The organism is Thauera sp. K11, assembly GCF_002354895.1.
GTDB classification, from domain to species: Bacteria; Pseudomonadota; Gammaproteobacteria; order Burkholderiales; family Rhodocyclaceae; genus Thauera; species Thauera sinica.
On sequence record NZ_CP023439.1, the window covers coordinates 1,544,804 to 1,568,530 of the forward strand.

25 protein-coding genes are annotated in these 23,727 nt (G+C 66.1%); 8 read left to right on the forward strand and 17 right to left on the reverse strand.

Annotated features, from left to right (window positions below):
- The first annotated feature begins 696 nt into the window (after positions 1 to 696).
- The 4 genes from CCZ27_RS23360 (at position 697) to CCZ27_RS06800 (ending at position 4,131) form a co-directional block, all read left to right on the forward strand.
- A complete protein-coding gene (locus CCZ27_RS23360) occupies positions 697 to 1,791 on the forward strand; it encodes a DUF6402 family protein (RefSeq protein ID WP_157748471.1) in 1,095 nt (364 codons plus the stop codon).
- Between the two features lie 8 nt (positions 1,792 to 1,799).
- Positions 1,800 to 2,279, forward strand: a complete 480-nt coding sequence (locus tag CCZ27_RS23365) for a hypothetical protein (protein WP_157748472.1) — start codon at positions 1,800 to 1,802, stop codon at positions 2,277 to 2,279.
- A gap of 284 nt (positions 2,280 to 2,563) precedes the next feature.
- Complete coding sequence (locus CCZ27_RS06795) at positions 2,564 to 3,658, forward strand: acyltransferase family protein (protein ID WP_096446731.1); 1,095 nt, start codon at positions 2,564 to 2,566, stop codon at positions 3,656 to 3,658.
- 92 nt (positions 3,659 to 3,750) lie between these two features.
- On the forward strand, positions 3,751 to 4,131 hold the full coding sequence (locus CCZ27_RS06800) for a hypothetical protein (protein ID WP_096446733.1): 381 nt from the start codon (positions 3,751 to 3,753) through the stop codon (positions 4,129 to 4,131).
- 34 nt (positions 4,132 to 4,165) lie between these two features.
- Here the strand turns inward: CCZ27_RS06800 and CCZ27_RS06805 are convergent, their stop codons facing one another.
- The 10 genes from CCZ27_RS06805 to CCZ27_RS06850 all read right to left on the reverse strand — a co-directional run bounded on the left by CCZ27_RS06805 (position 4,166) and on the right by CCZ27_RS06850 (position 13,214).
- On the reverse strand, positions 4,166 to 4,936 hold the full coding sequence (locus tag CCZ27_RS06805; protein ID WP_096446735.1) for a Crp/Fnr family transcriptional regulator: 771 nt from the start codon (positions 4,934 to 4,936) through the stop codon (positions 4,166 to 4,168).
- A gap of 4 nt (positions 4,937 to 4,940) precedes the next feature.
- On the reverse strand, positions 4,941 to 6,848 hold the full coding sequence (locus tag CCZ27_RS06810; protein WP_096446737.1) for a nitric oxide reductase activation protein NorD: 1,908 nt from the start codon (positions 6,846 to 6,848) through the stop codon (positions 4,941 to 4,943).
- A gap of 4 nt (positions 6,849 to 6,852) precedes the next feature.
- Positions 6,853 to 7,872 (reverse strand): 4Fe-4S binding protein, encoded by a 1,020-nt coding sequence (locus tag CCZ27_RS06815; RefSeq protein WP_385961118.1) that lies wholly within the window; start codon positions 7,870 to 7,872, stop codon positions 6,853 to 6,855.
- Complete coding sequence (locus CCZ27_RS06820; RefSeq protein ID WP_096446741.1) at positions 7,865 to 8,272, reverse strand: magnetosome magnetite crystal formation protein family; 408 nt, start codon at positions 8,270 to 8,272, stop codon at positions 7,865 to 7,867. The genes CCZ27_RS06815 and CCZ27_RS06820 overlap by 8 nt, the downstream gene beginning before the upstream one ends.
- Before the next feature lie 103 nt (positions 8,273 to 8,375).
- On the reverse strand, positions 8,376 to 9,176 hold the full coding sequence (locus tag CCZ27_RS06825; RefSeq protein ID WP_096446743.1) for a CbbQ/NirQ/NorQ/GpvN family protein: 801 nt from the start codon (positions 9,174 to 9,176) through the stop codon (positions 8,376 to 8,378).
- Positions 9,173 to 9,454, reverse strand: a complete 282-nt coding sequence (locus tag CCZ27_RS06830; RefSeq protein ID WP_096446745.1) for a cytochrome C oxidase subunit IV family protein — start codon at positions 9,452 to 9,454, stop codon at positions 9,173 to 9,175. Before CCZ27_RS06830 ends, CCZ27_RS06825 begins: the two co-directional genes overlap by 4 nt.
- Positions 9,455 to 9,467: 13 nt before the next feature.
- Positions 9,468 to 10,088: a cytochrome c oxidase subunit 3 family protein gene (locus CCZ27_RS06835; RefSeq protein WP_096446747.1), complete on the reverse strand. Its 621-nt coding sequence runs from the start codon at positions 10,086 to 10,088 to the stop codon at positions 9,468 to 9,470.
- A 45-nt stretch (positions 10,089 to 10,133) separates the two neighbouring features.
- Complete coding sequence (locus CCZ27_RS06840; protein ID WP_198363286.1) at positions 10,134 to 11,222, reverse strand: type I glyceraldehyde-3-phosphate dehydrogenase; 1,089 nt, start codon at positions 11,220 to 11,222, stop codon at positions 10,134 to 10,136.
- A 135-nt stretch (positions 11,223 to 11,357) separates the two neighbouring features.
- Complete coding sequence (locus tag CCZ27_RS06845; protein WP_096446749.1) at positions 11,358 to 12,740, reverse strand: cbb3-type cytochrome c oxidase subunit I; 1,383 nt, start codon at positions 12,738 to 12,740, stop codon at positions 11,358 to 11,360.
- A gap of 48 nt (positions 12,741 to 12,788) precedes the next feature.
- Positions 12,789 to 13,214 (reverse strand): c-type cytochrome, encoded by a 426-nt coding sequence (locus CCZ27_RS06850; protein ID WP_096446751.1) that lies wholly within the window; start codon positions 13,212 to 13,214, stop codon positions 12,789 to 12,791.
- Between the two features lie 269 nt (positions 13,215 to 13,483).
- Here CCZ27_RS06850 and CCZ27_RS06855 point away from each other — a divergent pair, with 269 nt between their 5' ends.
- A complete protein-coding gene (locus tag CCZ27_RS06855) occupies positions 13,484 to 13,717 on the forward strand; it encodes a hypothetical protein (protein WP_157748473.1) in 234 nt (77 codons plus the stop codon).
- A gap of 102 nt (positions 13,718 to 13,819) precedes the next feature.
- Here CCZ27_RS06855 and CCZ27_RS06860 read toward each other — a convergent pair whose 3' ends face one another.
- The 4 genes from CCZ27_RS06860 to CCZ27_RS06875 form a co-directional block, all read right to left on the reverse strand.
- Positions 13,820 to 15,394, reverse strand: coding sequence for an ArnT family glycosyltransferase (locus CCZ27_RS06860; protein ID WP_232516588.1), 1,575 nt, complete (start codon positions 15,392 to 15,394; stop codon positions 13,820 to 13,822).
- Positions 15,373 to 16,425, reverse strand: coding sequence for a glycosyltransferase family 2 protein (locus CCZ27_RS06865; RefSeq protein ID WP_096446755.1), 1,053 nt, complete (start codon positions 16,423 to 16,425; stop codon positions 15,373 to 15,375). Before CCZ27_RS06865 ends, CCZ27_RS06860 begins: the two co-directional genes overlap by 22 nt.
- A complete protein-coding gene (locus CCZ27_RS06870) occupies positions 16,422 to 17,363 on the reverse strand; it encodes a lysylphosphatidylglycerol synthase domain-containing protein (RefSeq protein ID WP_096446757.1) in 942 nt (313 codons plus the stop codon). The genes CCZ27_RS06865 and CCZ27_RS06870 overlap by 4 nt, the downstream gene beginning before the upstream one ends.
- A 517-nt stretch (positions 17,364 to 17,880) precedes the next feature.
- Positions 17,881 to 18,138, reverse strand: coding sequence for an outer membrane protein assembly factor BamE domain-containing protein (locus tag CCZ27_RS06875; RefSeq protein WP_096446759.1), 258 nt, complete (start codon positions 18,136 to 18,138; stop codon positions 17,881 to 17,883).
- Between the two features lie 174 nt (positions 18,139 to 18,312).
- Here CCZ27_RS06875 and CCZ27_RS06880 point away from each other — a divergent pair, with 174 nt between their 5' ends.
- The 3 genes from CCZ27_RS06880 to CCZ27_RS24535 all read left to right on the forward strand — a co-directional run bounded on the left by CCZ27_RS06880 (position 18,313) and on the right by CCZ27_RS24535 (position 21,172).
- Positions 18,313 to 19,038, forward strand: coding sequence for an N-acetylmuramoyl-L-alanine amidase family protein (locus tag CCZ27_RS06880; protein ID WP_096446761.1), 726 nt, complete (start codon positions 18,313 to 18,315; stop codon positions 19,036 to 19,038).
- Between the two features lie 111 nt (positions 19,039 to 19,149).
- Positions 19,150 to 19,677 carry a PAS domain-containing protein gene (locus CCZ27_RS06885; RefSeq protein WP_096446763.1) on the forward strand — a complete coding sequence of 176 codons (528 nt, stop codon included), beginning with the start codon at positions 19,150 to 19,152 and terminating at the stop codon, positions 19,675 to 19,677.
- 16 nt (positions 19,678 to 19,693) lie between these two features.
- On the forward strand, positions 19,694 to 21,172 hold the full coding sequence (locus CCZ27_RS24535; RefSeq protein WP_157748474.1) for a methyl-accepting chemotaxis protein: 1,479 nt from the start codon (positions 19,694 to 19,696) through the stop codon (positions 21,170 to 21,172).
- 10 nt (positions 21,173 to 21,182) lie between these two features.
- Here the strand turns inward: CCZ27_RS24535 and guaD are convergent, their stop codons facing one another.
- Genes guaD through CCZ27_RS06905 form a run of 3 tightly spaced genes read right to left on the reverse strand, consistent with a single transcriptional unit; the run spans position 21,183 to position 23,694 of the window.
- Entirely contained in the window at positions 21,183 to 22,514 is a 1,332-nt protein-coding gene (gene guaD, locus CCZ27_RS06895) for a guanine deaminase (RefSeq protein ID WP_096446767.1), read from the reverse strand.
- Complete coding sequence (locus CCZ27_RS23945) at positions 22,511 to 22,711, reverse strand: hypothetical protein (protein ID WP_096446769.1); 201 nt, start codon at positions 22,709 to 22,711, stop codon at positions 22,511 to 22,513. The genes guaD and CCZ27_RS23945 overlap by 4 nt, the downstream gene beginning before the upstream one ends.
- The gene (locus tag CCZ27_RS06905) at positions 22,684 to 23,694 is read right to left on the reverse strand and encodes a quinone-dependent dihydroorotate dehydrogenase (protein ID WP_096446771.1); all 1,011 of its coding nucleotides are present in this window, start codon (positions 23,692 to 23,694) and stop codon (positions 22,684 to 22,686) included. Before CCZ27_RS06905 ends, CCZ27_RS23945 begins: the two co-directional genes overlap by 28 nt.
- Positions 23,695 to 23,727: the final 33 nt, after the last annotated feature.

Sequence of the window (23,727 nt, forward strand, 5' to 3'; positions counted from 1 at the left end):
AAAAGCTGCCCGAAGAGAATATCTGTTCGATATCATTCATGAGGCCGGTATGAATACCGGCATCTCATCGGAGAGCACTCATGGGTATGGCGAATGGCTCGCACGTAGTCGTTGATGATGTTCATCCCATGATTGACGCGGAGGCCCATGATGCGCTCCGCCAGATCATGGATGAGTGCGGGACGCTTGGCAGCGCTACTTTGTGTCGCCATTTCCCAGGATGGCCTTACGGCGGATACATCTACATCGAGCGCGTACCAGCCTATCTCGGGCAATACGCTCGCCGTATCCAACCGGTTCGGGCCAACACTCATTCACTTCTACCAGGGTGGCCGATTTCGCCATATTGGTCTGCTGGGACAGGCAGCGAAGGCGTATGGCGTTCTGTCGATGACAGCATTTGCGTGACTGTAACGTTGCTCCCGTCGGGAAGCACTCCGCAAGAGTTCTGCCTTGAATTGAAGGGACGGTCTATCGCCAGCGCATGGACGGCCGAGGACTCCCGCAACGGGACCATCGTTACAAATTGCTGAAGACACTCCGTATCCAGAGAAATAAGGTAACAACAGCCCTGTGGCTGCCGCGCCGATCAGAGTTAGTCCAGGACGTTATACAGTCGAACGATGTCGGGATGTAGTCTTGTATCTTAATATACGTATTGGAATGCAAGATCTAATTTAAAAAGGAAAATATCGCATGCCGTTTTATATAAACGAAATTCCTGATGTGATGAAGGGAATGGGTTGGAATATTGCTGCTGCTCTGATGTTTCAATGGTTCTCCAATCCCGTTTACAAAATGCCCATTGAAATGCGTAGCGGAAAAAAAGAAAGGCCACTACCACCTGAAGAGTTGCAGCGTAACCATGAGGAAGTTGTGAAATCAATAAGAAAGTATGAAGAAGATAAAAGGAAGTATAAAAAGGAAATAGAGATTGCAGAAAGAATTGCAAGTGAAAGAGAAAAAAATAGAAAGTCTATTGACGATCTGGATATGTGGGAGCCGAATCGCTCTGTTTATTATGGAGAAGAAAGGACGGTGGCAGAGGATCTTGTTGAGCTTGATCCAATGGAATTGACGCCAGATCAATATAATGACTCCATTGTTTCCATGCAATGGTATCTCGGTTTTCCACGTGCTCGCGATATTTTATTTAACGGAAAGGTTATAGGTATTTCAGAGCTTCGAGGAGCATGGGCAACCGAAAATGGGGTAAAGCTCCTCGTGAGAAGATTAATGAAAGCAGGGTGGAAGCCAAATCAGAAATTGTCTTTCTCGTTGGGTAGCATAAATATGGGAGCAAGGCAGCTTGATTCGATTTGCCAAGTTAATAGGGCGGATCATAGTGACAATAGGTTGGTCGTAGATGAATTGCTGGGGGCGCTTGGAACCTGCACTATCAAGATTGCTGTTGTTGGCTCAACCTCCTGGTTGCCATTTATGGGTAATTTTTTTAATGTCAAAAAGATTGGAATTTATTTGCGTGACACATATGATTTCAATGGATTGCATGAAGTTTTGGGCTTATGGGATAAGTCGAAGTGCTACTCGTTTGGTGAGGTGCCTTGGAAATCAATCTTAGATAGCTATTCGATGGGAGCGCAGATTTTATTTGGCGACGGAAAGACGAGATCAAATGTCTTGACAGGAAATGCAGTCCTGGTCACGAATGCGGAGTTTAGGCGATGGCAGGATGTCAAGCAGCAAGGGGGTGATTTCGTTGTTTATTCAAAGGATGTACTTTGGGTCGATCCGCCAAAGGGAGGAGAAAGAATCTATTTGCCAGCATAGAGGTCGATATGTATGAGTTTTTTATCGGACTGCGTGAATATTTTGCATTGAAATTTTTCGCTTCAATATTAGTTTTGTGGACTGTGTGCATATCTTTTGCTCTTATAAAAAGAAAAAGAATGGGGATGGATGGAAAGGTGGGTAGTAGATTGATTTTTACAGCGAAGATTTATTTCATATTGGCGGGACTGGTTTTTCTGCTTGTTTTTTATTTGCCTTTGGCCCTGATAAGGATTAATGCGAAATGTCACGGGATTAAAGATGGTTCCCCCAATGGGCTGTATCGCATGGAGACGTGCTATGTCAGCCGTGACTATGTCTTGATTAGGATTTATTCGACAAGGACTGGCGAGAAGCTGTACGAAAAATCTGAATCTGATCAAATGTTGGAAGATTTTTCATTAAATGATGATGGTTTTACGTATTGGGAGTTCGATATTCCATTGCCTCCTTCATCGTGGGAAAGGATAAAGGCAAAGATACCCTGATACGGATGCAGCGTAAGGGTGGAGGCGGAGGGTGTCTGATATCCTTAAGCCTTGGGCTATTGGCCGTGAAATCATATGGATAATTGTTGCGGAGAGTCGTCTGTGGTAGTCTTCGGCCCCGGCGGCCAATCCTGCAATGCTTCAGGCAGTCGCGCATTGCTTGCGGTTCTCCCGACGCTGCGCGTATTTCACGGCATACCCGCTGCCATGCGTGGTGTTGAGATGTGAATGTGGTGGCTGCGGCATACTTCCCGAGCTTGGCAAAGCAAAAAGACGAGTGAACAATGACATCCGAAAGAATAGTATTTGCCCATCTTCTGCGAGGTGTCGGTGCCGTTTCCGTACTTATATCGCACTATGTCGGGATATTCTGGATCGCACATCCGGAGATTTCCGCGTTGATGGGGGTTCCCGTCGTTCCGGATTTTCCGTCACTCGATTTTCCCTTCTCCGTCATTGGCGACAATTGCATCATATTTGGTCAGTTTGGAGTCGGTGTGTTTTTTCTGGTGAGCGGATTGGTGATTCCATTTTCAATCGAAAGCGCGACTCGGGTGGACTTCCTCGTGCGACGGGCTATGAGAATATATCCCGTTTATATCGTCGGATTCAGTCTTGTGGTTCTGTCGCTTTACGCATTGGCGTCATACACGGGTGTCCCTTTCAAGTTTTCGCTCGCTGATATCGTGGCGCATTTTGGCGTGATTACGCGTGGGCCGCTGGGAGTCGACCGGATAGATGGGATCAGTTGGACCCTGGAAGTGGAGATCTACTTCTATCTGGTGATGTGCGTCCTCGGTGCCTATGTACTGAAATTCCGCGTACAGCAATACATTGCGGCAGCGGTTGTCATCGCAATCGCCGCAGCACTCGCCATGAAGTCCGCTGGCTACCTGATCGGGGTGCAAGTGGGTTCCGGGCTGCTACTGCTGCTGGGGATTGCATACTATTCCGTAATGAAGCAGCGGATCGGTGTAAAGGATTTCTGGATTGTCCAAGTCGTGGTGATAGCCCTGCTCATGCTTCTCTGGCTGGGCTTTGCACGGTTTTCTGTTTATACGATGCGCTGGTTGGGAGGCTATCTGCTGGCAGTCGCTGTCTTTCATGCGTGTTATGTTCTGCGCCAAAAGATTACGGCCAATCTACTATTGTCGCATCTGTCCGATATCAGTTATCCCTTGTACGTGGTGCATGCCCTGTTCGGCTACGCCATCATGTACGTTTTCGTTGATTTGGGATTCGGATTCGGGGCGGCGGTTGCTGCAGCATCGGTTGCCGCATATGCAGCGGCACTATTGATTCATCTTCTTGTCGAAAAACCGGCCATGGATTGGGCCAAGACAGGCCGAAGAAAGGATTCGCTGTTGCGTATCGGCTGATCGCATTTTTCTGTCGGGGACGATGTTCGTCTCATGGCCGATCGGGAGGCAGCATGGTAGGCCCCGTCAAGTTACGGATTGGGGCAGGGTGCATGGTCACGCTGCTTTGTATTGCGATTCCCCAGGAGGGGCGCGCCGAGGATACATCCACGTCGAGCGTGGATCGGCTCGTCTCCGGCAATACGCTCGCCGTTTCCAACCGGTTCGGGCCGACACTGATTCATTTCTACGAGGGCGGACGATTCCGCCACATCGGTCTGCCAGGGCAGACTGCCGAAGGTGTATGGCGTGCGGCCGATGACAGCATTTGCGTGACGGTGACGTCGCTCCCGCCGGGCAGGGTTCCGCAAGAGTTCTGCCTTGAATTGAAGGGACGATCTTTCGGCAGCAAGTGGACGGCGGAAGATCCCCGCAACGGGACCATCGTCTACGAGCTGCTCAAGGGACACCCCGAGTTCGGCAAGGCGATGTAGAACCGCCCCGGCCCGGCGGAGGGCGGCGGCGGGATCAGCCCAGGCTGTCGCGCAGCCGGGCGATGTCGGGGATGTGGATGGTGCGGCCTTCGACTTCGATCAGGCCGTTATTGGTCAGCTCGTGCAGGATGCGGGAGAAATGCTCCTGCGTGAGGTTGAGCCGCGAGGCGATGGTGCCCTTGCTGGTGGGCAGGCGGATGGAGACGCGGCCCTCGGGCGGGGTGTCGTCGGCGCGGATCTCTTCCTCGCGCAGCAGGTAGCCGATGATGCGGTCGCGGCCCGAGCGCAGGGAGTAGCTTTCGACGTCGGCCATCAGGCGGTGCAGCCGCTGCGACAGCCCGGCGATGATCTTGCGGCAGAACAGCGGGTCGACCGCCAGTTCGTCGAAGAAGATCTGCTTGCCGATGTGCAGCAACTGCGCCTCGGTGAGCGCCTGCGCCATGACGACGTAGGGCTTGTCCATGAACATGACCGCCTCGCCGAAGGTCTGGCCGGGGCGCAGGATCTCGACGACCTTCTCGTTGCCGTCGGCGGAGGTGAAGGCGAGTTTGATCTGGCCCGACAGGATGAGGTGGAAGCCGGTGCAGGCGTCGCCGCGGTGGAACAGGATCTCGCCCTTGGGCACCTTGATTTCGCGCACGCCCTTGGCGATGCGCGCCACCTCGACGGCAGACAGTCCGTTGAACAGTGGAGCCTGGGTCAGCAACTGGCTCAGGCGCTCGATCTCGGGCGTGGAGGCGGCGGCGCCGGAGGGCGCCCGCATGGCTTCCAGGCTTTCCTTGCAGGGAATGTCGCAGTGATTCATCGCGTCATCTCGTGAGCTGGGCATAGAACAGGGGCAGGCGGGCGGGCAGTTCGTCCGGCTTGCGGATGACGGCGAAGCCGGCCGGCCCGAACAGGTGCGGCAGGTAGCCGGCGCCTTCGCGGTCTATCGTCACGCAGAACGGCACGATGCCGCGGCGACGCGCTTCGACGATGGCCACGCGGGTGTCCTCGATGCCGTAGCGGCCGTCGTAGAGGTCGAGGTCGTTGGGCTTGCCGTCGGACAGGATGAGCAGGATGCGGCGTGCGGCGGACTGCGCGTCGAGCAGGCCGGTGGCGTGGCGGATGGCGGCGCCGAGCCGGGTGTAGTAGCCCGGCTTGATGGCCATCACGCGGCCGCGCACGCGGTCGTCGAAGCGCTGGTCGAAGTCCTTCAGGCGGTGGAAGCGCACGTTGCCCCGCTTCACCGACGAGAAGCCGCACAGTGCGAAGCGGTCGCCGGTGGCGCTGAGCGCCTCGCCGAACAGCAGCAGCGCGTCGCGGATCACGTCGATGACGCGCGCCTCGGACGAGACCCAGGCGTCGGTCGATAGCGACAGGTCGGCGAGCGCCAGGCAGGCGAGGTCGCGTTCGCGCTTTTCCAGCGACAGGTAGAGCTGGTCGGAGGGATGGTGGCCGGTGGCGCGGTCGGTGGCGGCGCGCACCACCGCGTCGATGTCGAGTTCGCTGCCGTCGGTCTGCGCCTTCAGCCAGCGCCGGCCGGGCTGCAGGGCGGCAAACTGGCGGTGCAGGTGCCGGGCGGTGCGCCGCAGGTGCTGCGGCAGCGGCGCGGGCGCGGCGCGCGGGTCCTGCGGCGAGGGCCGCAGTTCGCTCAGCCGCACGTAGTCTTCGCGCAGCAGGTTCTTGCGGTAGTCCCACTCCGGCAGCGGAATGCCTTCGCCCAGCACCGCGTCGTCCTCGGCGGCGGAGGGCAGGTCGAGGTCGAAGCGGATCCTGGATGCGATGCGCTCCTCGTCCCGCGCCAGGGAGAGCCGGTCGAGGTTCGCGGCGGCGTCGGCGGCGTTGTCGTCGGGTTCGTCGTCGGTGCTGCGCTTGGCCTTGATGAACTCGGCCACCGACAGCAGGCTCTCGGCGCGGAAGATCATCAGCAGGCCGTGCTTGTCCTGCGGCGCATCGACGCGTTCCACGCGGTGCGCCTCGCGCGCGGTGTCGCGCTCGTCGTGCTTGCCGCGCCCGGCGGCTGCGGCGCCGCTGCCGGAAGCGCCGGCGGTGTCGGCGGCAACGGCGCCGGAAAAGGCGCTCAGCCACAGCAGCACCGGCATCGCCGGCGGCGCGTGCTCCGGGACGGGCGGCAGCGCCGCCACGCTGCCGGGGTCGCGCAAGGCTTCGCGCAGTGCGCGCTCGCGGGCGGCTTCCGCCGGCGGCAGGCGCTCCGGCGACGGGCGCTGGGCGATGGCGGCCTCCACCAGGCGGCGATAGCGCGGCGCGAGGCCGGGCCAGCGGCGCAGCGCGCGCCGGGCCGCCCGCTGGTTCAGGCGGCATTCGAGGTCGGCCGGCGGGGCCGGATCGGCGCTGCCGACCGCTTCCTCGTCCATGCCGTCGCCGCCGGCGGCATGGCTTGCCGCCAGCGCCGCCAGCCACAGGTAGAGGTCGCGGTTCAGCGAGGCATCCGGAAAGGCGTCGATCTCCGGCGGCAGGCGCAGCGTGGCGATGTCCATGCGCGCACGGGCGATGCGCTCGTCGCTGCCGGCGATGCGCTGCAGCAGCTTGCGGCGCGCGCCGTGGGTGTCGGCCGTCGCCGCGGCGACGCGCAGCCCAGGGTCGCCGCCGAGCGCACGGAAGAACACGCCGGCGACGCGCTCCACATCCTTCAGCCGTACCGCCGCCTTGGGATGGTGCCCGCCCGCGGCGCGGGTGATCAGGCGATGCCAGAGCTTGCCGACGGCTTCTTCCATGGCGTCAGCGCTCCCGTCCGGCGCGGAAGCCGGCCTCGTTCTGGCGCGCGGCCTCGCCGGCCACCCAGCTCAGCAGCGGGCCGTCCGGGTTGTCGCGCTGGGTCTGGGCGCAGGCGTCGACGCATTGCGCGCACTGCGTGCAGGTGAACATGTGGCGCTTGATGTTGCGCGGCGTCAGGCGCATCGGGCACACGGCGTCGCAGGCGGATTGCCGGTCCGGCAGGCAGCTCGCGCAATCGGCCGCGCGGCTGCGGCGAAAGCCGACCACCATCGCAGACTTGTTGCCCATCCAGGCCAGGCTCTGGAACAGGCCGACGGCGCACACGTAGCGGCAGAAGAGGTGGCGGGCGAACAGGAACTCGAACGACAGCACCACGGTGGCGGCGGCGAGGAAGATCGTCTGGTTGCGGCTCAGTTCCCCGCCGAAGAGGTTGGCATAGACCTCGAACGGCGGCAGCAGGTAGGTCAGGAACACCACCGCCCACAGGAAGGCGAAGCCGACGGCGGCCGGCAGCACGACGAGCCACCAGCGCGCATCGGTGCGCAGCGGGCTGCCGTCGGGCTGCCACGGGGGCAGGGCGGATCGTTCCCACACGCTGGGCTTGCCGGAGGCGCGCACCATGAGCCGGTTGATGGTCTCGACCACCGAGAAGTGCGGGCACAGCCAGCCGCAATAGAGCCGGCCCCATTTCCATGCCACCCACAGGAATGCCGCAGCGCCCGCCAGCAACGGCAGGAAGAGGCGCAGCGCCAGATTGGCGGCGGCTTCCAGCGTGCCGATGCGTCCGGCGAGGAAGTCGTCCATGCCCAGGCGCCACTGCATGCCGAGCAGCCAGGCGTGGTTGGCCTTGAGGTCGTAGCGGAAGATGTCGAACACCGGTGCGGCCACGAACAGCACGAAGAAGCCGATCTGGAACAGCAGGCGGCGGGTCTGCATCTGCCGGGGCGCGGGGGCGTCGGCGCGGGCGATGGGGATCACCCGGCGCGCCGCGGGGCGCTCTACGGCGGTGTTCATGTCACGCATCCTCCCGCGGCCCGAACACCGGGTAGCGCCAGCTGCGGCCGTTGATCGCGCGCGACAGGCCGAGCACGCCGAGCAGGATCAGCGTCGAATGCACGAAGGTGAAGTACAGCACGCCGATGACCCACGTCCAGGGATTGTCGAAGCCGCCGAGCAGGAAGACGCCGATGCTGATCGTCACCAGCAGCAGCCCGCCCCAGATGCAGGTCATGCCGGTCTGGCGCAGGTGGTTGCGCACCAGCGGGTCGGGATGGCGGTGGTACTTCGCCCACAGCGCCAGCAGCACCAGGAAGGCGAGGCCGGGCAGCAGCATCAGGTTGATGAGGAACAGGGCTTCGGCGGCGATCGCCAGCGGCGGGCCGGGCAGGGCCTGCTTGTGCGACTCGGGGCGGTCGGCGCTCACCGGGTTACCCTCGCTGCGCGAGACCTGCCGCGGGGGAGGGGGCGTGCCCTTCGGAGGTCCGGGCGGCGGTGTTCATGGCGGGGCGGGCGGTGTCGCACGGCGTTCAGCGGCCGAAGGTGGCCGCCACCACTTCCATCAGGCCCTCGGCGACCTCGGGGTCGTCGGTGAGGCTTTCGACGATGGCGACGCGGCAGGCGGCGACGGCATCCATGCCGTCCTTGATGAGCAGTGCGGCGTAGATCAGCAGCCGGGTGCTCGCCGCTTCTTCCAGGTCGCGGTCCTTGAGCGCGCGCAGCGCGCCGGCGATGCCGACCAGGCGCCGCGCGAGGTCCGGCGTGCAGCCGGTCTCGCCGCGCAGGATCGCCTCTTCGCGCTCCGCGGCGGGAAAGTCGAAGCGCAGGCTGACGAAGCGCTGGCGGGTGGAGGGCTTCATGCCCTTGAGCAGGTTCTGGTAGCCGGGGTTGTACGACACCACCAGCATGAAGCCCGGCGGCGCTTCGAGCAGTTCGCCGGTGCGGTCGATCGGCAGGATGCGGCGGTCGTCGGCCAGCGGGTGCAGCACCACCGTGGTGTCCTTGCGCGCTTCGACCACCTCGTCCAGGTAGCAGATGCCGCCTTCGCGTACCGCGCGGGTGAGCGGGCCGTCGCACCAGACGGTGCGGCCCTCGCCGATGAGGTGGCGGCCGACGAGGTCGGCGGCGGTGAGGTCGTCGTGGCAGGCCACCGTATACAGCGGCAGGCCGAGGCGGGCGGCCATGTACGCGACGAAGCGCGTCTTGCCGCAGCCGGTGGGACCCTTGATGAGCAGCGGCAGGCGGTTGCGCCAGGCGTGCTCGAACACGGCGATCTCGTCGCCCGCGGCCTGGTAGAAGGGGGTGGCGAGGTTGGGCGTGTCGAGTTTCATCGTGCGATTCCTTTCCAGTACGCGATGGCGATCAACGCCCAGACGAGGATCATCCAGCCGAGGGTGAGGGCGCGCCACAGCAGCGGCGCGTGCCGCAGCGCCATGAAGTCGAGGATGACGACGCTGCCCTTCCAGAACGACAGCACCGCCAGCAGCAGGATGGTGAGCCGCCCGGCGACGTCGGTCGCGCCCATGCCCCAGGTCAGCAGCGTGGCGGCGATCAGCAGCAGCCACAGGACGGTGGCGCGCCGCGGGGTGCCGTGGACTTCCGTGCTCATCGTCGCGGCCCTCTCAATGGATGACATAGACCAGGGGGAACAGGATCAGCCACACCAGATCCACCATATGCCAGTAGGCCGCGCCCGTTTCCATGCCGTTCATGTCGCCGGCGTGGTAGCGGCCCTTGCGCGCGCCGTTCCACAGCGCGGCGAGGATGACCAGGCCGAGGATGACGTGCATGAAGTGGAAGAAGGTCAGCGACAGGTAGAACATGTGGAAGGGGCTGCTCGACAGGCTCACGCCGTGGTCGAAGGCGGCCGAGTATTCCGTCAGCTTCACCGCGATGAAGCCGAGCCCGCAGCCGATCGCCGCCAGCAGCCAGCGCGCGCTCTGCGCCGGGGCCGCGCGTTCGGCGGCCTGTACCGCGCGCACCACGAAATAGCTCGCGGTGAGCAGCAGCACCGTGTTGAGGACGCCTGCGCTGCGGTTCAGCGCCTGCTGTTCGGCGTTGAACAGTTCGAGGTTGCCCGCCCGCGTGAAGGCATAGGCGGCGAAGAACACGCCGAAGGCGAGCAGCTCGGCCAGGATGAAGAACCAGATTGCGAGGTCGCCGGCAAGGCGGGGGGCCGCCGGGGCGGCTGCGGCGACGGCGGAGGCGGATGCGGGCGAAACGGTGATGCGGGCGTGTTCCATGGCCCGCAGTGTAGGTGCCTGCGAACCGTTTTCACTTGATCGCGGTTAACTGCCGCCCGTACCGGCGCCCGCCCGCCGCGTGGCCTGCAGCCAGTGGCGGGCGACGTCGGTCATGCGGTTGGCGAATCCCCACTCGTTGTCGAACCAGATCACCAGGTTGACGAGGCGGGGGCCGATCATGCGCGTCTGGCCGCCGTCGACGATGGCCGAATGGGCGTCGTGGTTGAAGTCGATGGAGGCGTGCGGCTCGTCCGACCAGGCGATGAGGCCGGCGTAGGGGCCGGATGCGGCCTCGCGCAGCAGTTCGTTGATGCGGGCCGCGCCGACGTCGCGCTCGACCGACAGGACCATGTCGATGGCCGACACGTTGTGCGTGGGCACGCGGATCGCCTTCGCCTGCACGCGGCCGGCGAGCGCCGGCAGCAGCCGTTCGACGCCGCGGGCAAGGCCGGTGGACACCGGGATGATGGATTGCATCGCCGAGCGCGTGCGGCGCAGGTCGGTGTGGTGGTAGCCGTCGATCAGCGGCTGGTCGTTCATCACCGAGTGCAGCGTGGTGAGCATGGCGTGCTCGATGCCGAGTTCCGCATCGAGCAGCGCCAGCACCGGCACGACGGCGTTGGTCGTGCACGAGGCGTTGGACACCAGCCGCTCGCCGCCGGTGAGCGTGTGGTGGTTGATGCCATGGACGATGGTCGCGTCGACGTCGCCGGCGCTGTTCCCCGGGTGCGACAGCAGCAGGCGCGGGCAGCCCGCCTCGATGAAGCGCGCCAGGCCGCTGCGCTCGCTGTACTGCCCGGAACATTCCACGACCAGATCGATGCCGTGGCCGGACCAGTCCACCGCCTCCGGCACCCTGGCGTGCGACACCGGGATCGCCTGGCCGTCGATCAGCAGGTGGCCGTCGCCGGCCTCCACGCGGGCGGGAAAGCGGCCATGGGTGGAGTCGAAGCGGGTCAGGTAGGCGATGCTGGCGAGGTCGGCGGGCTCGTTGATCGCGGCGATGCGAAAGTCGCGCTGCAGCCCGGCCTCGTACAGCGCGCGCAGGAAGCAGCGCCCGATGCGGCCGTAGCCGTTGATGGCGAGACGGAAAGGAGGGGCGGCGTGAAACGGGGAGGAGGATGCCTGCGACACGATCGATGCGGGAATTTGGCCTGGAAAGGCGGGATTCTACCGGTTGGCCGCGGGCGGATGAAAAAAGGGGCGGCCTTCGGCCGCCCCAACCCCTTCCTCCGGTCGCCCGGGGGTACTACAGAAAGACGTCCGCCATCACGCGCCGGCGGTCTTCTTCGAATCTCCCTTCACGAAGAAGCTCACCAGATAGACGAGCAGGCCGATCAGGAAGACGACGCCGGCCCATTCGCGCATCCAGTAGAACAGCGAGACCTGGTCCTGCGTCGCCATGAACGACAGCGGGGTGTCGGACACGCGCTGCAGCCAGACCTGCAGGATGCCGGCCGCGGTCAGGAACAGGACGATGAACACCATCGCGATCGTCATCAGCCAGAAGCTCCACATCTCGAGCACCTGCGCCCTCTCCGGGTTGGCGGCACGGCCGCGCAGGATGGGCATCGCGTAGCTGATGACGGTGAGCACGACCATCACGTAGGCGCCGTAGAAGGCCATGTGGCCGTGCGCCGCGGTGATCTGGCTGCCGTGGGTGTAGTAGTTCACCGGGGCCAGCGTGTGCAGGAAGCCCCACACGCCCGCGCCGAGGAAGGCCATCACGCCGGTACCCAGCGCCCACAGCACCGCGGCCTTGTTCGGATGCTCGCGGCGGCGGCGGTTCACCATGTTGAAGGCGAACACGGTCATGGCGAAGAAGGGCAGCGGCTCCAGCGCGGAGAAGATGGAACCCCACCACTGCCAGTACTGCGGCGTGCCGATCCAGTAGTAGTGGTGGCCGGTGCCGATGATGCCGGTGACCAGGGCCAGCGTGATGATCACGTACAGCCACTTCTCGATGACCTCGCGGTCGACGCCGGTCACCTTGATCAGCACGTAGGCCAGCAGCGCGCCGAGGATCAGTTCCCACACGCCTTCGACCCACAGGTGCACCACCCACCACCAGTAGAACTTGTCCTTGACGAGGTTGTGCGGGTTGTAGAAGGAGAACAGGAAGAAGATCGCCAGGCCCCACAGGCCGACGAGCAGCACCAGGCTGATGGAGGTCTTGCGGCCCTTGAGCAGCGTCATCGTGATGTTGAACAGGAAGCCCAGCGCGACGATGACGATGCCGATCTTGGTGAGCAGCGGCTGCTCCAGGAACTCCCGGCCCATGGTCTCGAGCAGGTCGTTGCCGGTCATCTTCGCCAGCGTGGCGTAGGGCAGGGCCAGGTAGCCGACGATCGTGAGCGCGCCGGCGACCAGGAAGATCCAGAACAGCGCCAGCGCGAGCTTCGGGCTGTACAGCTCGGTTTCGGTCTCCTCCGGTATGAGGTAGTAGGCCGAGCCCATGAAGCCGAACAGCAGCCAGACGATGAGCAGGTTGGTGTGCACCATCCGCGCGATGTTGAACGGCACGGCGGGGAACAGGAAATCCCCCACCACGTACTGCAGGCCCATGATGAGCCCGAACAGGATCTGCCCCACGAACAGCCCGATCGCCGCTATGAAGTAGGGCTTGGCGACCGCTTGTGATTTGTATTGCATGACGTGTTCCTCTTGTCGTCTCACACTTGTGCTTGGTCGGCCTTCGACTCAGCCCTCGATGTTGGGCGGCCAGTTGGCGGCGTTGATTTCCGACGTGTACTTCAGGAACTCGACGAGGTTGTCGAGTTCTTCATCGGTGAGATGGAATTGCGGCATCTGGCGGCGGCCGGGGGCGCCGGTCGGCTGCGACTGGATCCAGGCCTTGATGAACTCCGGACCGCGCCGCTTGTACACGTTGCCGAGTTCGGGGGCGAAATAGGCGCCCTCGCCGAGCAGGGTGTGACAGCCGATGCAGTTGCGCGTCTCCCAGATCTTCTTGCCGGCGATGACCTTCGGCGTCAGGTTCGCGGAGTTGTCGAGTTTCGGTAAAGCCTTGTTGGTGTCGAAGGTCAGCGCCAGGAACAGCAGGAAGAAAAACACCGTCCCGCCATAGAAAATGTTCCGCGCCATTGCTTTCGTGAATATGCCGCTCATGGAGAGGTCCTCATCGTTGGTCTGGTTATGTCCGCAAAGGTGATGGAAGGGGAAAACGTCCTCTGCAGCAGGTACTGGACGTGGGCCGATACTAGGTTTCGGCCCCCGGCATGCACCATGATTTGAATCAAGATTTGCCGGGCCGGACGGCGCAGGCGCAGGCCGGCGATCCGTGACGTTTTTCACGTCATGCGAATGGGTTTGGTGAGAGACTTTCCCCGTATTGGCTTTCAGCCGGGCTCGCGCCCCAGGGAGACATGGGACAACGCTTGAAACCTGAAGACGGCTTCCCCTTCGGCCGTGAATACCGCGGGGACATCTACGCGTTCGCGGATGACGAGACGGAGCTGCGCTGCCTGGGAATCGAACTGGGCCGCTTCAACGCAGAGTGGGCCTGTTTCGAGGACTGCCGGCTGTCGGCGCTGGCGATGGCAGGGTTCGCGGCGCTGGGCGGGAAGTACCTGGCCGACCTGCGCCCCATCGTGCCGTCGCGCTACAACTGAACGGACTCCGGCGGCGCGCCGGCGCTTCCCCTGAAAAACCACAGGCCCCGCCGGCGAGGAAGCCGGCGGGGCCTGCCGCTTTGCGCTGGCGGAACCGGGATGCTACTGCGCCGCCGCGGCGATCCTTCTGACCAGCACCACGCCGCCCTTGCGGAACAGCGTCTCGTAGCCCGCCTCCGGCACGCGGTCGATGCGGGTGATGGCCAGTTCTCCCGCCTCCGGCGCGCGCAGGGGCGTCACCGCCTCGCGATAGACGCTGATGCTGGGGGCGTCGAAACGCCAGGCCACGACGGTGCCGCCCAGCGCGCGCGCGGCAAGGGCGGCTTCCTTGACCGGCCCCTGCAGGAGGGCCCCGGCCCAGGGCGAGACCGTCGTGGTCAGCACGGCGACGGAGATCGCCGCGCCCAGCGACAGGCGCGACCAGACCGGGGATTTCCAGAAGATCGCGACCGCCAGCCACAGCAGCAGCGCCCCGGCCGTCACCACGTAGTAGGCCGGCGACGTGACCGCATGCGCCTCGGCGAGCTGCGCGCGGTAATAGACGTTGCCCGCGCTCCCCTGCGACAACTGCCCGGCCAGGATCGGCAGCGCGGCGAAGCCCGCCAGCAGCAGGGTGGGCGGCAGCAGGTGCAGCCAGGCCCTGCGCAGATCCTCGCGGTGCGCGGCCACCAGCAGGAACAGCGGCGTGGAGCCGTACAGCACGTAGTGCGGCAGCTTGGTGCCCGACAGCGAGAAGAACACCACCACGAAGCCCGCCCACAGCCACAGGAAGCGCCGCACCCCGGTGGCGGCGTCGGTGCGCACGCGGCGCAGCGCGGAGACGAGCGGCGCCGTCCACGGCAGCAGCAGCAGGGGTACCGCGGCCACGTAGTAGAAGAGGCTGCCGGTGTGCCCTTCCAGCGATCCGGTGAAGCGCTTGACGTTGTGCTTGAGGATGAAGCCGTCGATGAAGTCCTGGCCGTGGATGCTCAGCGCCGCCGCGTACCACGGCACCACCAGCACGGCGAGGATGGTCCAGCCCGCCGGATCGAACACCGAGCGCAGCCAGCGGCGCCATTCCAGGCGGCTGGCGCAGTACAGGAAGGTGACCGCGCCGGGCACGATCAGCGCGATCGGGCCCTTGGTGAGCACGCCCAGCCCGATCCAGAGGTAGCTGCGCAGCAGCGGCGCGCGCCGTCCGCTCTCGAGGTGCCGCCAGGCGTCGAACAGAGCGAGAGCGAGCAGCATGTTGAGCAGGGCGTCGGCGGTCGCCGCGCGGCCGATCGCCAGCGGGCCGATCGCCGTCGCCGCCACGGTGAGGGCGGCGAGCGCGGTGCCGGCGCCGAAGCGCTCGCGTGCGAACTGCCAGGTCGCGTAGCACCAGATCGTCGCCGCGAGCGCCGACGGCAGGCGGAACGCCCATTCGGTGGCGCCGAAGGCCATGAACGGGATCGCCTGCAGCCAGTAGATCAGGATCGGCTTGTCGAAGCGGTTTTCGCCGTTCAGGTAGGTCGACAGGAAGTCGCCGCGTTCGAACATCTCGCGCGTGGCTTCGGAGAACGCGCCCTCGTCGACGTCGAACAGCGGCGTCGCCCCCAGCATCAGGAAGAAGCTGGCCAGCGGCAGCAGCAGGATCAGCGCGGTGAGCGCCGGGTGGCGCGGCGGCGTGGCGGGCATCATGCCGCGGGGCGGTGCCACCCGGCGTCGTCGGCCAGGGGAGCCCGCTCGCGCGCGATGTACGCCTGCGTGCCGCCGGACTCGTAATACACCCGCGCGAGCAGTTCGGCGAGCACGCCCGAGGTCACCATCTGCACGCCGGCGATCAGCGTGAAGAAGCCGGCGAAGAGCAGCGGGCGGGTGCCGATCGATTCGCCGAGGAAGATCTTCACGCTGGCCAGGTAGGTCAGGATCAGCGTGCCGATCGTCCCCAGGCCGATGCCGATGCCGCCGAAGAAGTGGCCCGGACGGGTGCGGTAGCGCATGAAGAAATAGACGAAGATCAGGTCGAGCACGACGCGGAAGGTGCGCGAGATGCCGTACTTCGACTGGCCGAACATGCGCGCGTGGTGGGTCACCACCTCCTGCGCGATGCGCCGCGGCGTCGTCACCGTCGCCAGCCAGGCGGGGATGAAGCGGTGCATCTCGCCGTACAGGCGCACGCTCTTGATCGCCGAGGCACGGAACACCTTCAGGCTGCAGCCGTAGTCCTTCAGATGCACGCCGGTCATGCGTGCGATCAGGCGGTTGGCGATGCGCGACGGGATCTTGCGCAGCAGCAGCCCGTCCTGGCGGTTCTTGCGCCAGCCCGCGACCAGGTCCAGGTCTTCGGCGAGCAGGCGATGGACCATGCGCGGGATGTCGATCGGGTCGTTCTGCAGGTCGCCGTCCATCGTCACGATGACGCTGCCGCGCGCCGCGTCGAGGCCGGCCTGCATGGCCGCGGTCTGCTTGAAGTTGCGCATCAGCTCGACGACCCGCACGTGGGGGCCGAAGATCTTCGCGCAGCGTTCGATCTCGGCCGGCGTGGCGTCCGAACTGCCGTCATCCACCAGCACGATCTCCCAGGGCCAGGGATACGGGTCGAGCGCGAGGTGGATGCGGTCGAGCAGGGGTTCGACGTTCTCGGCTTCGTTGTACATCGGCACGACGACCGACAGCGTGTGCTCCGGCAGCCCTTCCGGGATCTGCGGTTCTGCGGGCGGGAGCGGGGATTTGGCTTGAAGGTTCATGGATGAGGGGAAGTGCTGGAAGATTCGCAGGAGGAGGGGGCGTTCCCGTTCCCGTGGGCTTTCGGCGCGGCGATCAGCAGGGCGGCCAGCGCGCCGGCGGCCAGCGCGCAGCCGATGACGAACAGATGCAGCGCGAGGGCGGCGCGCAGACCGTCCTCGAACGCGATTCCCGCCGGCAGCAGTGCCGCGGCGGCGCCGGCCTCGTAGGTGCCGAAACCGGCCACGCCCTGGATGGGCAGGATGGCCGCCAGTTCGGCGCCGAGCGCGCCGGCGGCGCCGGTGGCGAGGCCGGCATCGAGGATCGCGGCCAGCAGCAGTGCCTGGGACGCGAGTTTGACCGACCAGTTGGCGACCGTCCATAACCAGCCGAAACGGGCGTGCCGGGTGGAGTCGGCGAACGCGTCGCGCAGCTTGCCGAGCCGGGCCGCCAGCGCGCCGCGTTTGGCCCAGTCGTGCCGCGCGCGCGCCCAGCGCGGCAGGGCGAGCGCGAACAGCAGCAGGCCGGCGACGCCCGCCGCGCGCAGCGCCGGCGGCAGGCCGGGCCACACGGCGGCGGCGACGACGCCCACCACCAGCGCATCCTGCAGGCGGAACCAGAACAGCGAGGCCACGGCGCGGGCCAGCGGCGTGCCGAAGGTCTGCCGCAGCAGCAGCGGGAAGGCGGCCTCTCCGCCACGGAACGGCACGATGTTCACCATGGCGTTGTGGATCAGCACGATGCGCAGGCAGACGGCGAAGCGTCCGCCGGCGTCGGCGCGGAATTCGTCGTACACGCGCAGGGCACGCAATGCATAGCTGGCCGCGAAGCCCAGCACCGCGAGCCCCAGCACCGGCGTGGGCAGGCGGGCGAAGCTCTCCGCCAGTGCCCGCCAGTGGCCGTTGCGGACGAGCCACGCCAGCAGCGCGACGGTGAGGATGACGGCGACGAGGCGTTTCATCGGCGCGCGGTCCCGGCCGGCTGCGGCCGCCGGACGGCCTCCCGGGCCGGGCGCGGGAGGATGGAGCGGAGAGGCGGCGCCTGGTTGCGGGAGGCGCGGCGCAAGGCAGGAGGGACTCCCGGCATCACCTGAAGAAGGCCACGGAAAAAGTCGCTCATTCTAGCCTATCCCCACGCCGCGCCCCGTGCGGGCGCGGCGCCGTATCCAGGGAGGGCGATCGCATGAGTACCTGGAATCCGGTCTGGTGGCGGGGATGCGTTCCGTCGGGCTGCGGAATTCGGGCTCGCTTTGTTCGGGGCTTGGGCGGTCTTCGCCCGTTCGGCGTGTCTCTCGAATCCGGTCTGGTGGCGGGGATGCGTTCCGCGGGCTGCGGAACTCGCCCTCGTTGCGCTCGGGGCTCGGACAGTCCTCGCCCGCTCCACGCATCCCCCGCTACAGACCTGCCGTGCTGCGCCGTCCGGGCCGATGGAAAACCATCGTGCGATCGCCCTGGCGCCGTTTCCGGCGTCCGCGGCGCTCAGCGCAGGTTGGATGAGTTGAACAGCAGGACTTGGTCGGCGACGAAATTGACGCTGATGTAGCGCTTCTCGTCGCCCCAGGTGCAGGTCTTCACCGTCAGGAGGTCGCTGCAGCCCGCGGGGTCGCCGAGGATGGCCTTCACTTGCGCGTAGGACATGCCCATCCTCAGCTTGTCGTAGTTCTCGGGCGTGAGCTTGCTGCAGGCCAGCAGCAAGAGGGTGGCCAGCAGCGTGGCGGCGGCGGTGCAGGGGCGCATGGCAGGTTCGCAGAGGATGGAAGGGACGGAAGCGGCTCGATTATGCCGCCCATTGGCGAGGCGGCACGTGCCGGCGCATTGCCGGTATCGTTACGAACCACGATGGCGACACGATTTTCCGGCGCAGGCCCTTCCGGCCGATTTCTTCGCGGTGCCCGCCATGCCGGCGCGTGCATGCTGGCGCTCGCGCTGCTGGGCATGCCGTGGCGCGCGGCGCGGGCGGACGGGCCCGCCGTGGCGGTGGATGCCGGCCACACGCTGGCGGCGCCAGGCGCGACCAGTGCCCGCGGGCGGCCGGAGCTGGAATTCAACCGCGATCTTGCCCGCCGGGTGGCCGACGCGCTGCGCCGGCATGGCATCGCGGTGCGCGAGATCAATGCCGACGGACGCATCGCCTCGCTGCGCGCGCGGCCGGCGCAGGCGGCAGGGGCGGATTTCTTTCTGTCCATCCACCACGACTCGGTCGGCGCGCACGAACTCGTGCCGTGGACGTTCGAGGGCCGGGTGCTGGACTACAACGACGAGTTCGCCGGCCATTCGCTCTTCGTGTCGCGCGACAACCCGGACACGGCACGCAGCATCCTGTGCGCGCGGGTCATCGGCGCCCGGCTGCAGCGGCTCGGCTTCGAGCCCACCCACAAGAACGGCCGGCGGCGCGCCTATGCGGACCGGCAGCATGCCGTCCATTACTACGACGGGCTGGCCGTGCTGCGCCACGCGACGATGCCCGCGGTGCTGTTCGAGGCCGGGGTGATCAAGCATCGCGGCGAGGAACTGCTGCTGCGCGACCCGGTGCGCCAGGCGCGCATGGCCGACGGCATCGCCACCGGGATCGCCGCCTGCCTGCGCAACGGCGTGCCGGCCGCGGACGAGGCAGAGGCCGACGGCCCCGCGCACTGAAGTTTCTCCGCCGCGTGCCGTAATCCTCCGTGACGGGAGGGTGACCGGATGGGGACCGGCGCCGCGTTCCCGCCGAGGATCGACACATAGCATGCGACAGCCGAGGGACAAGTGAAGAACAAGATCACGCCGACCTCCATCGAGGTCCCGCTGGGGGGCGACGACTGGATCGTGTCCAAGACCGACCTGACCGGACGCATCACCTACGTCAACCGCGCCTTCATGCGGGTCTCGAACTACCGCGAATCCGAACTGCTGGGCGAGCAGCACAACATCGTCCGCCATCCGGACATGCCGCGCGGCATCTATCGCCTGCTGTGGGAGACGCTCAAGCAGGAGCGCGAATTCTTCGGCCTGGCGAAGAACCTGACGTCGGACGGGCACTACTACTGGGTGTTCGCGAACATCACCGCCGACGTGGATGCCGCCGGCCAGACGGTGGGCTACGTCTCCGTGCGCCGCCAGGCGCCGGCGGCCGCAGTGCGCGCGGTGGTGCCGCTGTACGCGGAGATGCTGCGCATCGAACGCGAAGGCAGCGCGGTCGCGGCGCCCGAGGCTTCGGTCGCCTACCTGCGGCAGTTGCTGGCCGGGCAGCACACCACCTACGACAAATTCGTGCTGGGCCTGTACCAGCAGTGAACACGGAATGCCGAGCATGAACGAATCCCGCGCCCGGGTCAGCGAAAACGTCCCCTTCCTCGACCGCCAGTTCCTGATCCTGTGCCTCACCTACATGTCCATGGTCACGGCCCTGGCCGTATGGCAGGCGGTCGCGCACGGCTTCGAGCCCACCGTCGCCATCGTGCCGCTGCTGTCGATCGGCTTCGGCTTCTACGCCTGGAGGCGCTTCATGCGGCCGATGACGGTGCTGCAGCGCATGCAGGGGGTCCTGCGGGCGTGCGGCGAGGGCGACCTTCATCAGCGCATCACCAACACGGCCGGGCTGGGCGAGGTCGGCAAGGTGGCGTGGGAGCTGAACGAGTTCCTCGACCTGGTGCAGAACTACGTCAACGAGATCACGACCTGTTTTCGCATGGTGGCGGAGGGCCACTACTATCGCAGCGGCCTGGTGCACGGCATGCCTGGGCAGTTGAGGGATTCGGTGGAGCACATCAACCGGGCGATCGCGACCATGGACGAGAACGCGCGCTTCGTGGTGCGCAACCGCCTCAGCTCGCAACTGCACGCGCTCAACACCGGCACGCTGCTCGGCAACCTGAAAGGCAACCAGCGCGACCTGGTGCAGGTGTCGAGCCAGATGGAGGACGTGCTGCAGATCGCGCAGGAGAACCGCGACGGCGCCACCCGCAGCAGCGACGAGGTCGTGCGCATCGGCACTGCGCTGGAGCACATCAACGAGCGCATGCAGAGCATGGCCGGCGCGGCGGGCGAACTGGGGGAGGCGAGTTCGTCGATCGGGCGCACGGTGCAGATCATCGGCGAGATCACCGACCAGACCAACCTGCTGGCGCTCAATGCCGCCATCGAGGCCGCGCGGGCGGGCGAGGTCGGCCGCGGCTTCGCGGTGGTGGCCGACGAGGTCCGCAAGCTGGCCGAGCGCACCAAGACGGCGACGACCGAGATCGGCCAGTTGATCAGCGGGTTCCGCGACCGCGTCGGCGCCATGGTCGAGCAGACCGCCCGCGTCGGCGAGGAGAGTGCGCGCGTCAGCAGCGAGGTGGCGGCCTTCCGCGAGCGGTTCGCCGCGGTGGCGCAGTCATCGGAGGCGACGATCGGGCAGTTGAACCGGGCGAAGGACGTCTCCGTCGCCTCGCTCGCGAAGATGGACCACGTGATCTACATGCAGCATGCCTATGTGGCGATGGAGGCCGCCGGCCAGGGCGCGGAGGCGGCGGCGGTGGATCTCGATCACCACGGCTGCGGGCTGGGCCGCTGGTACGACGGCGGCGGCCGCGAGCTGTTCGGCCATACGCGGGCGTTCTCCGAACTCGACCGCCCGCACGCCGGCGTCCATGTGCAGGTGCGCAGGGCCCTGGAGGCGGTGCGAAGCGGCGACAGCCGCGACGACGGCACGCGCGAGCAGGTGGTCGAGGCGCTGAAGGCGGCCGAGGATGCCAGCGCCAGCGTGATCCGGCTCGTCGAGCAGATGGTGCGCGAGAAGCACGGCACCTGAGGCCGGAGGGTCAGCGCCGCCAGGCCGGCTCGCCCAGCACGTGGGTGGCGAGCACGGCGCGATCGTCGCCCAGCGTCATGAACACGAACAGGCGCTCGGCCAGCGTCGCGCAGCCGGCGATGCGGCGCGCGACGAGCGGCGTGGCGGCGGGATCGAGCACGACGAAATCGGCCTCGCAGCCGGGGGCGAGGCTGCCGATGCGCCCGTCCAGGTACAGGCTGCGCGCGCCGCCCAGCGTGGCGAGGTAGAACGCCTGCGCGGCGCCGAGCGCCTGGCCCTGCAACTGCAGCACCTTGTAGGCTTCGCCCAGCGTCTGCAGCATCGAGAAGCTCGTTCCGGCGCCGACGTCGGTGCCGATGCCGATGCGCACGCCGTGCGCCCGCGCGCGTTCGAGGTCGAACAGCCCGGAGCCGAGGAAGAGGTTGGAGGTGGGGCAGAAGCTGATCGCCGCGCCGGTCCCGGCCATGCGTTCGCGGTCCTCGTCGTCGATCCAGATGCAGTGCGCGAACACGCTGCGCGGCCCGAGCTGGCCGAAGCGCGAGAACACGTCCAGGTAGCTGCGCGCTTCGGGATGCACGCGGGCGATCCAGGCCACCTCCTGGCGGTTCTCGGCGAGATGGGACTGCAGGTAGAGCCCGGGATGTTCGGCGAACAGCCGCCCGGCGGCCCGCATCTGCTCGGCCGACGAGGTGGCGGGAAAGCGCGGCGTGACGGCGTAGAGCAGGCGGTCGCGGCCATGCCAGCGCTCGATCAGCGCGCGCGACTCGGCTTCGCCGGTGGTGCCGGTGTCGCACAGGCCGGGCGGGCAGTGCCGGTCCATCAGCACCTTGCCGGTGATCATGCGCATCCGGCGCCGGTGCGCCGCGGCAAAGAGCGCGTCGGCGGAGCCGGGATGCACGGTGGCGAAGGCCAGCGCGGTCGTCGTGCCGTTGCGCAGCAGCTCGCCGCAGAAGAAATCCGCCGCGGCGGCGGCATGCTGCGGATCGGCGAAGCGCGCTTCCGCCGGAAAGGTGTATTTCTGCAGCCAGTTCAGCAACTGCTCGCCGGGGCTGGCGATGACGTCCACCTGCGCGTAGTGGATGTGGGTGTCGATGAAGCCGGGCAGGATCAGCTTGCCGCGATAGTCGTGCAGCGGCGCGCCGGACGGCAGGCGCGGCAGCAGTTCGGCGGCGGGCCCGACGGCATCGATACGGCCGCCGCGCACCAGCAGCAGGCCGTCGGGGAAATGCGCGATGGCGGCATCGCCGAGCGCGGCCGGCTCGCCGGTGAAGTACAGGATCTCGCCGCGCACCGCGCGCGTGTCCGGCGCGCGTTCGGACGGGGAAGCGGGATGTTCCGTCATGGAGGCCGGCCTTCGGATCGGGGGCGCAGGAGCAGCAATTGTGCCGCAATCGCGACCACGATCACCTCGGGCTCCTTGCCGCGGATGCCGTCGATGCCGATCGGGCGGGCGATCCGCGCGGCGCGGCGTCGCCGCGCTTCCGGCGCATCGCCGACCGCGAAGGCGGGGCTCAGCCGTGCCTCGTCGCCCGCACGCATTCGCGCACGAGGCCGGGGCCGCGGTAGATCAGTCCGCTATAGAGCTGCACCAGCACCGCGCCGGCCTCCAGCTTCGCGCGTGCGCCGCGTCCGTCCAGCACGCCGCCCGCGGCGATGATGGGAAGCTCGCCGCCGAGCGCATCGGCCAACTGGCGCACGACCGCCGTGGAAGCCTCGAACACCGGGGCGCCCGACAGTCCGCCCGCCTGCTCGGCGAAGCGCACGCCCTGCACCTTGTCGCGCGCGATCGTGGTGTTGGTCGCGATCACCGCGTCGATGCGGTGGCGGCGCAGCGCGTCGGCGATGCTGATGATCTGGGGCGGCTCCAGGTCGGGCGCGATCTTGAGCGCGAGCGGCACGTAGCGGCCGTGGACGTCGGCGAGCCGGGCCTGCGCCGCCTTCAGCCTGCCGAGCAGGTCGTCCAGTTCGGATTCGCCCTGCAACTGGCGCAGGTTCTGGGTGTTGGGCGAGGAAATGTTGACCGCGACATAGCTCGCCAGCGCATAGACCTTGTCGAGGCAGGCGAGATAGTCGTCGGCGGCACGCTCGATCGGCGTGTCGAAGTTCTTGCCGATGTTGATGCCGAGGATGCCGCGGTACCTGGCCGCCTTCACGTTGGCGGCCAGCACGTCCACGCCGTGGTTGTTGAAGCCCATGCGGTTGATGATGCCGCGCACTTCGGGCAGGCGGAACATGCGCGGGCGCGGGTTGCCGGGCTGCGGGCGCGGCGTGACGGTGCCGATCTCGAGGAAGCCGAAGCCGAACCGCGCCAGCCCCTGGATGGCTTCGCCGTTCTTGTCGAGCCCGGCCGCGAGGCCGATGCGGTTGGGGAAGCGCAGGCCCATCACGTCGATGGCCTCGCCCGGCTCGGGACTGGCCGGCGGCAGCAGGCGGCCGACGAGGCTCAGCGCGCCGATGGCGAATTCGTGGGCGGTTTCCGGATCGAGCGAAAACAGGAAAGGGCGGACGATGTCGTAGAGCATCGCCCGATTGTAGCGACTGGGCTGCGTCTTGTG

Bases quoted from the DNA above. Each gene is read 5' to 3' on its own strand.
- CCZ27_RS23360 (WP_157748471.1), top strand. From the start codon at position 697: ATGCCGTTTTATATAAACGAAATTCCTGATGTGATGAAGGGAATGGGT.
- CCZ27_RS23365 (WP_157748472.1), top strand. From the start codon at position 1,800: ATGTATGAGTTTTTTATCGGACTGCGTGAATATTTTGCATTGAAATTT.
- CCZ27_RS06795 (WP_096446731.1), top strand. From the start codon at position 2,564: ATGACATCCGAAAGAATAGTATTTGCCCATCTTCTGCGAGGTGTCGGT.
- CCZ27_RS06800 (WP_096446733.1), top strand. From the start codon at position 3,751: ATGGTCACGCTGCTTTGTATTGCGATTCCCCAGGAGGGGCGCGCCGAG.
- CCZ27_RS06805 (WP_096446735.1), bottom strand. From the start codon at position 4,936: ATGAATCACTGCGACATTCCCTGCAAGGAAAGCCTGGAAGCCATGCGG.
- CCZ27_RS06810 (WP_096446737.1), bottom strand. From the start codon at position 6,848: ATGGAAGAAGCCGTCGGCAAGCTCTGGCATCGCCTGATCACCCGCGCC.
- CCZ27_RS06815 (WP_385961118.1), bottom strand. From the start codon at position 7,872: ATGCGTGACATGAACACCGCCGTAGAGCGCCCCGCGGCGCGCCGGGTG.
- CCZ27_RS06825 (WP_096446743.1), bottom strand. From the start codon at position 9,176: ATGAAACTCGACACGCCCAACCTCGCCACCCCCTTCTACCAGGCCGCG.
- CCZ27_RS06830 (WP_096446745.1), bottom strand. From the start codon at position 9,454: ATGAGCACGGAAGTCCACGGCACCCCGCGGCGCGCCACCGTCCTGTGG.
- CCZ27_RS06835 (WP_096446747.1), bottom strand. From the start codon at position 10,088: ATGGAACACGCCCGCATCACCGTTTCGCCCGCATCCGCCTCCGCCGTC.
- CCZ27_RS06845 (WP_096446749.1), bottom strand. From the start codon at position 12,740: ATGCAATACAAATCACAAGCGGTCGCCAAGCCCTACTTCATAGCGGCG.
- CCZ27_RS06850 (WP_096446751.1), bottom strand. From the start codon at position 13,214: ATGAGCGGCATATTCACGAAAGCAATGGCGCGGAACATTTTCTATGGC.
- CCZ27_RS06865 (WP_096446755.1), bottom strand. From the start codon at position 16,425: ATGAACCTTCAAGCCAAATCCCCGCTCCCGCCCGCAGAACCGCAGATC.
- CCZ27_RS06870 (WP_096446757.1), bottom strand. From the start codon at position 17,363: ATGAAACGCCTCGTCGCCGTCATCCTCACCGTCGCGCTGCTGGCGTGG.
- CCZ27_RS06875 (WP_096446759.1), bottom strand. From the start codon at position 18,138: ATGCGCCCCTGCACCGCCGCCGCCACGCTGCTGGCCACCCTCTTGCTG.
- CCZ27_RS06880 (WP_096446761.1), top strand. From the start codon at position 18,313: ATGCTGGCGCTCGCGCTGCTGGGCATGCCGTGGCGCGCGGCGCGGGCG.
- CCZ27_RS24535 (WP_157748474.1), top strand. From the start codon at position 19,694: ATGAACGAATCCCGCGCCCGGGTCAGCGAAAACGTCCCCTTCCTCGAC.
- guaD (WP_096446767.1), bottom strand. From the start codon at position 22,514: ATGACGGAACATCCCGCTTCCCCGTCCGAACGCGCGCCGGACACGCGC.
- CCZ27_RS23945 (WP_096446769.1), bottom strand. From the start codon at position 22,711: ATGCGTGCGGGCGACGAGGCACGGCTGAGCCCCGCCTTCGCGGTCGGC.
- CCZ27_RS06905 (WP_096446771.1), bottom strand. From the start codon at position 23,694: ATGCTCTACGACATCGTCCGCCCTTTCCTGTTTTCGCTCGATCCGGAA.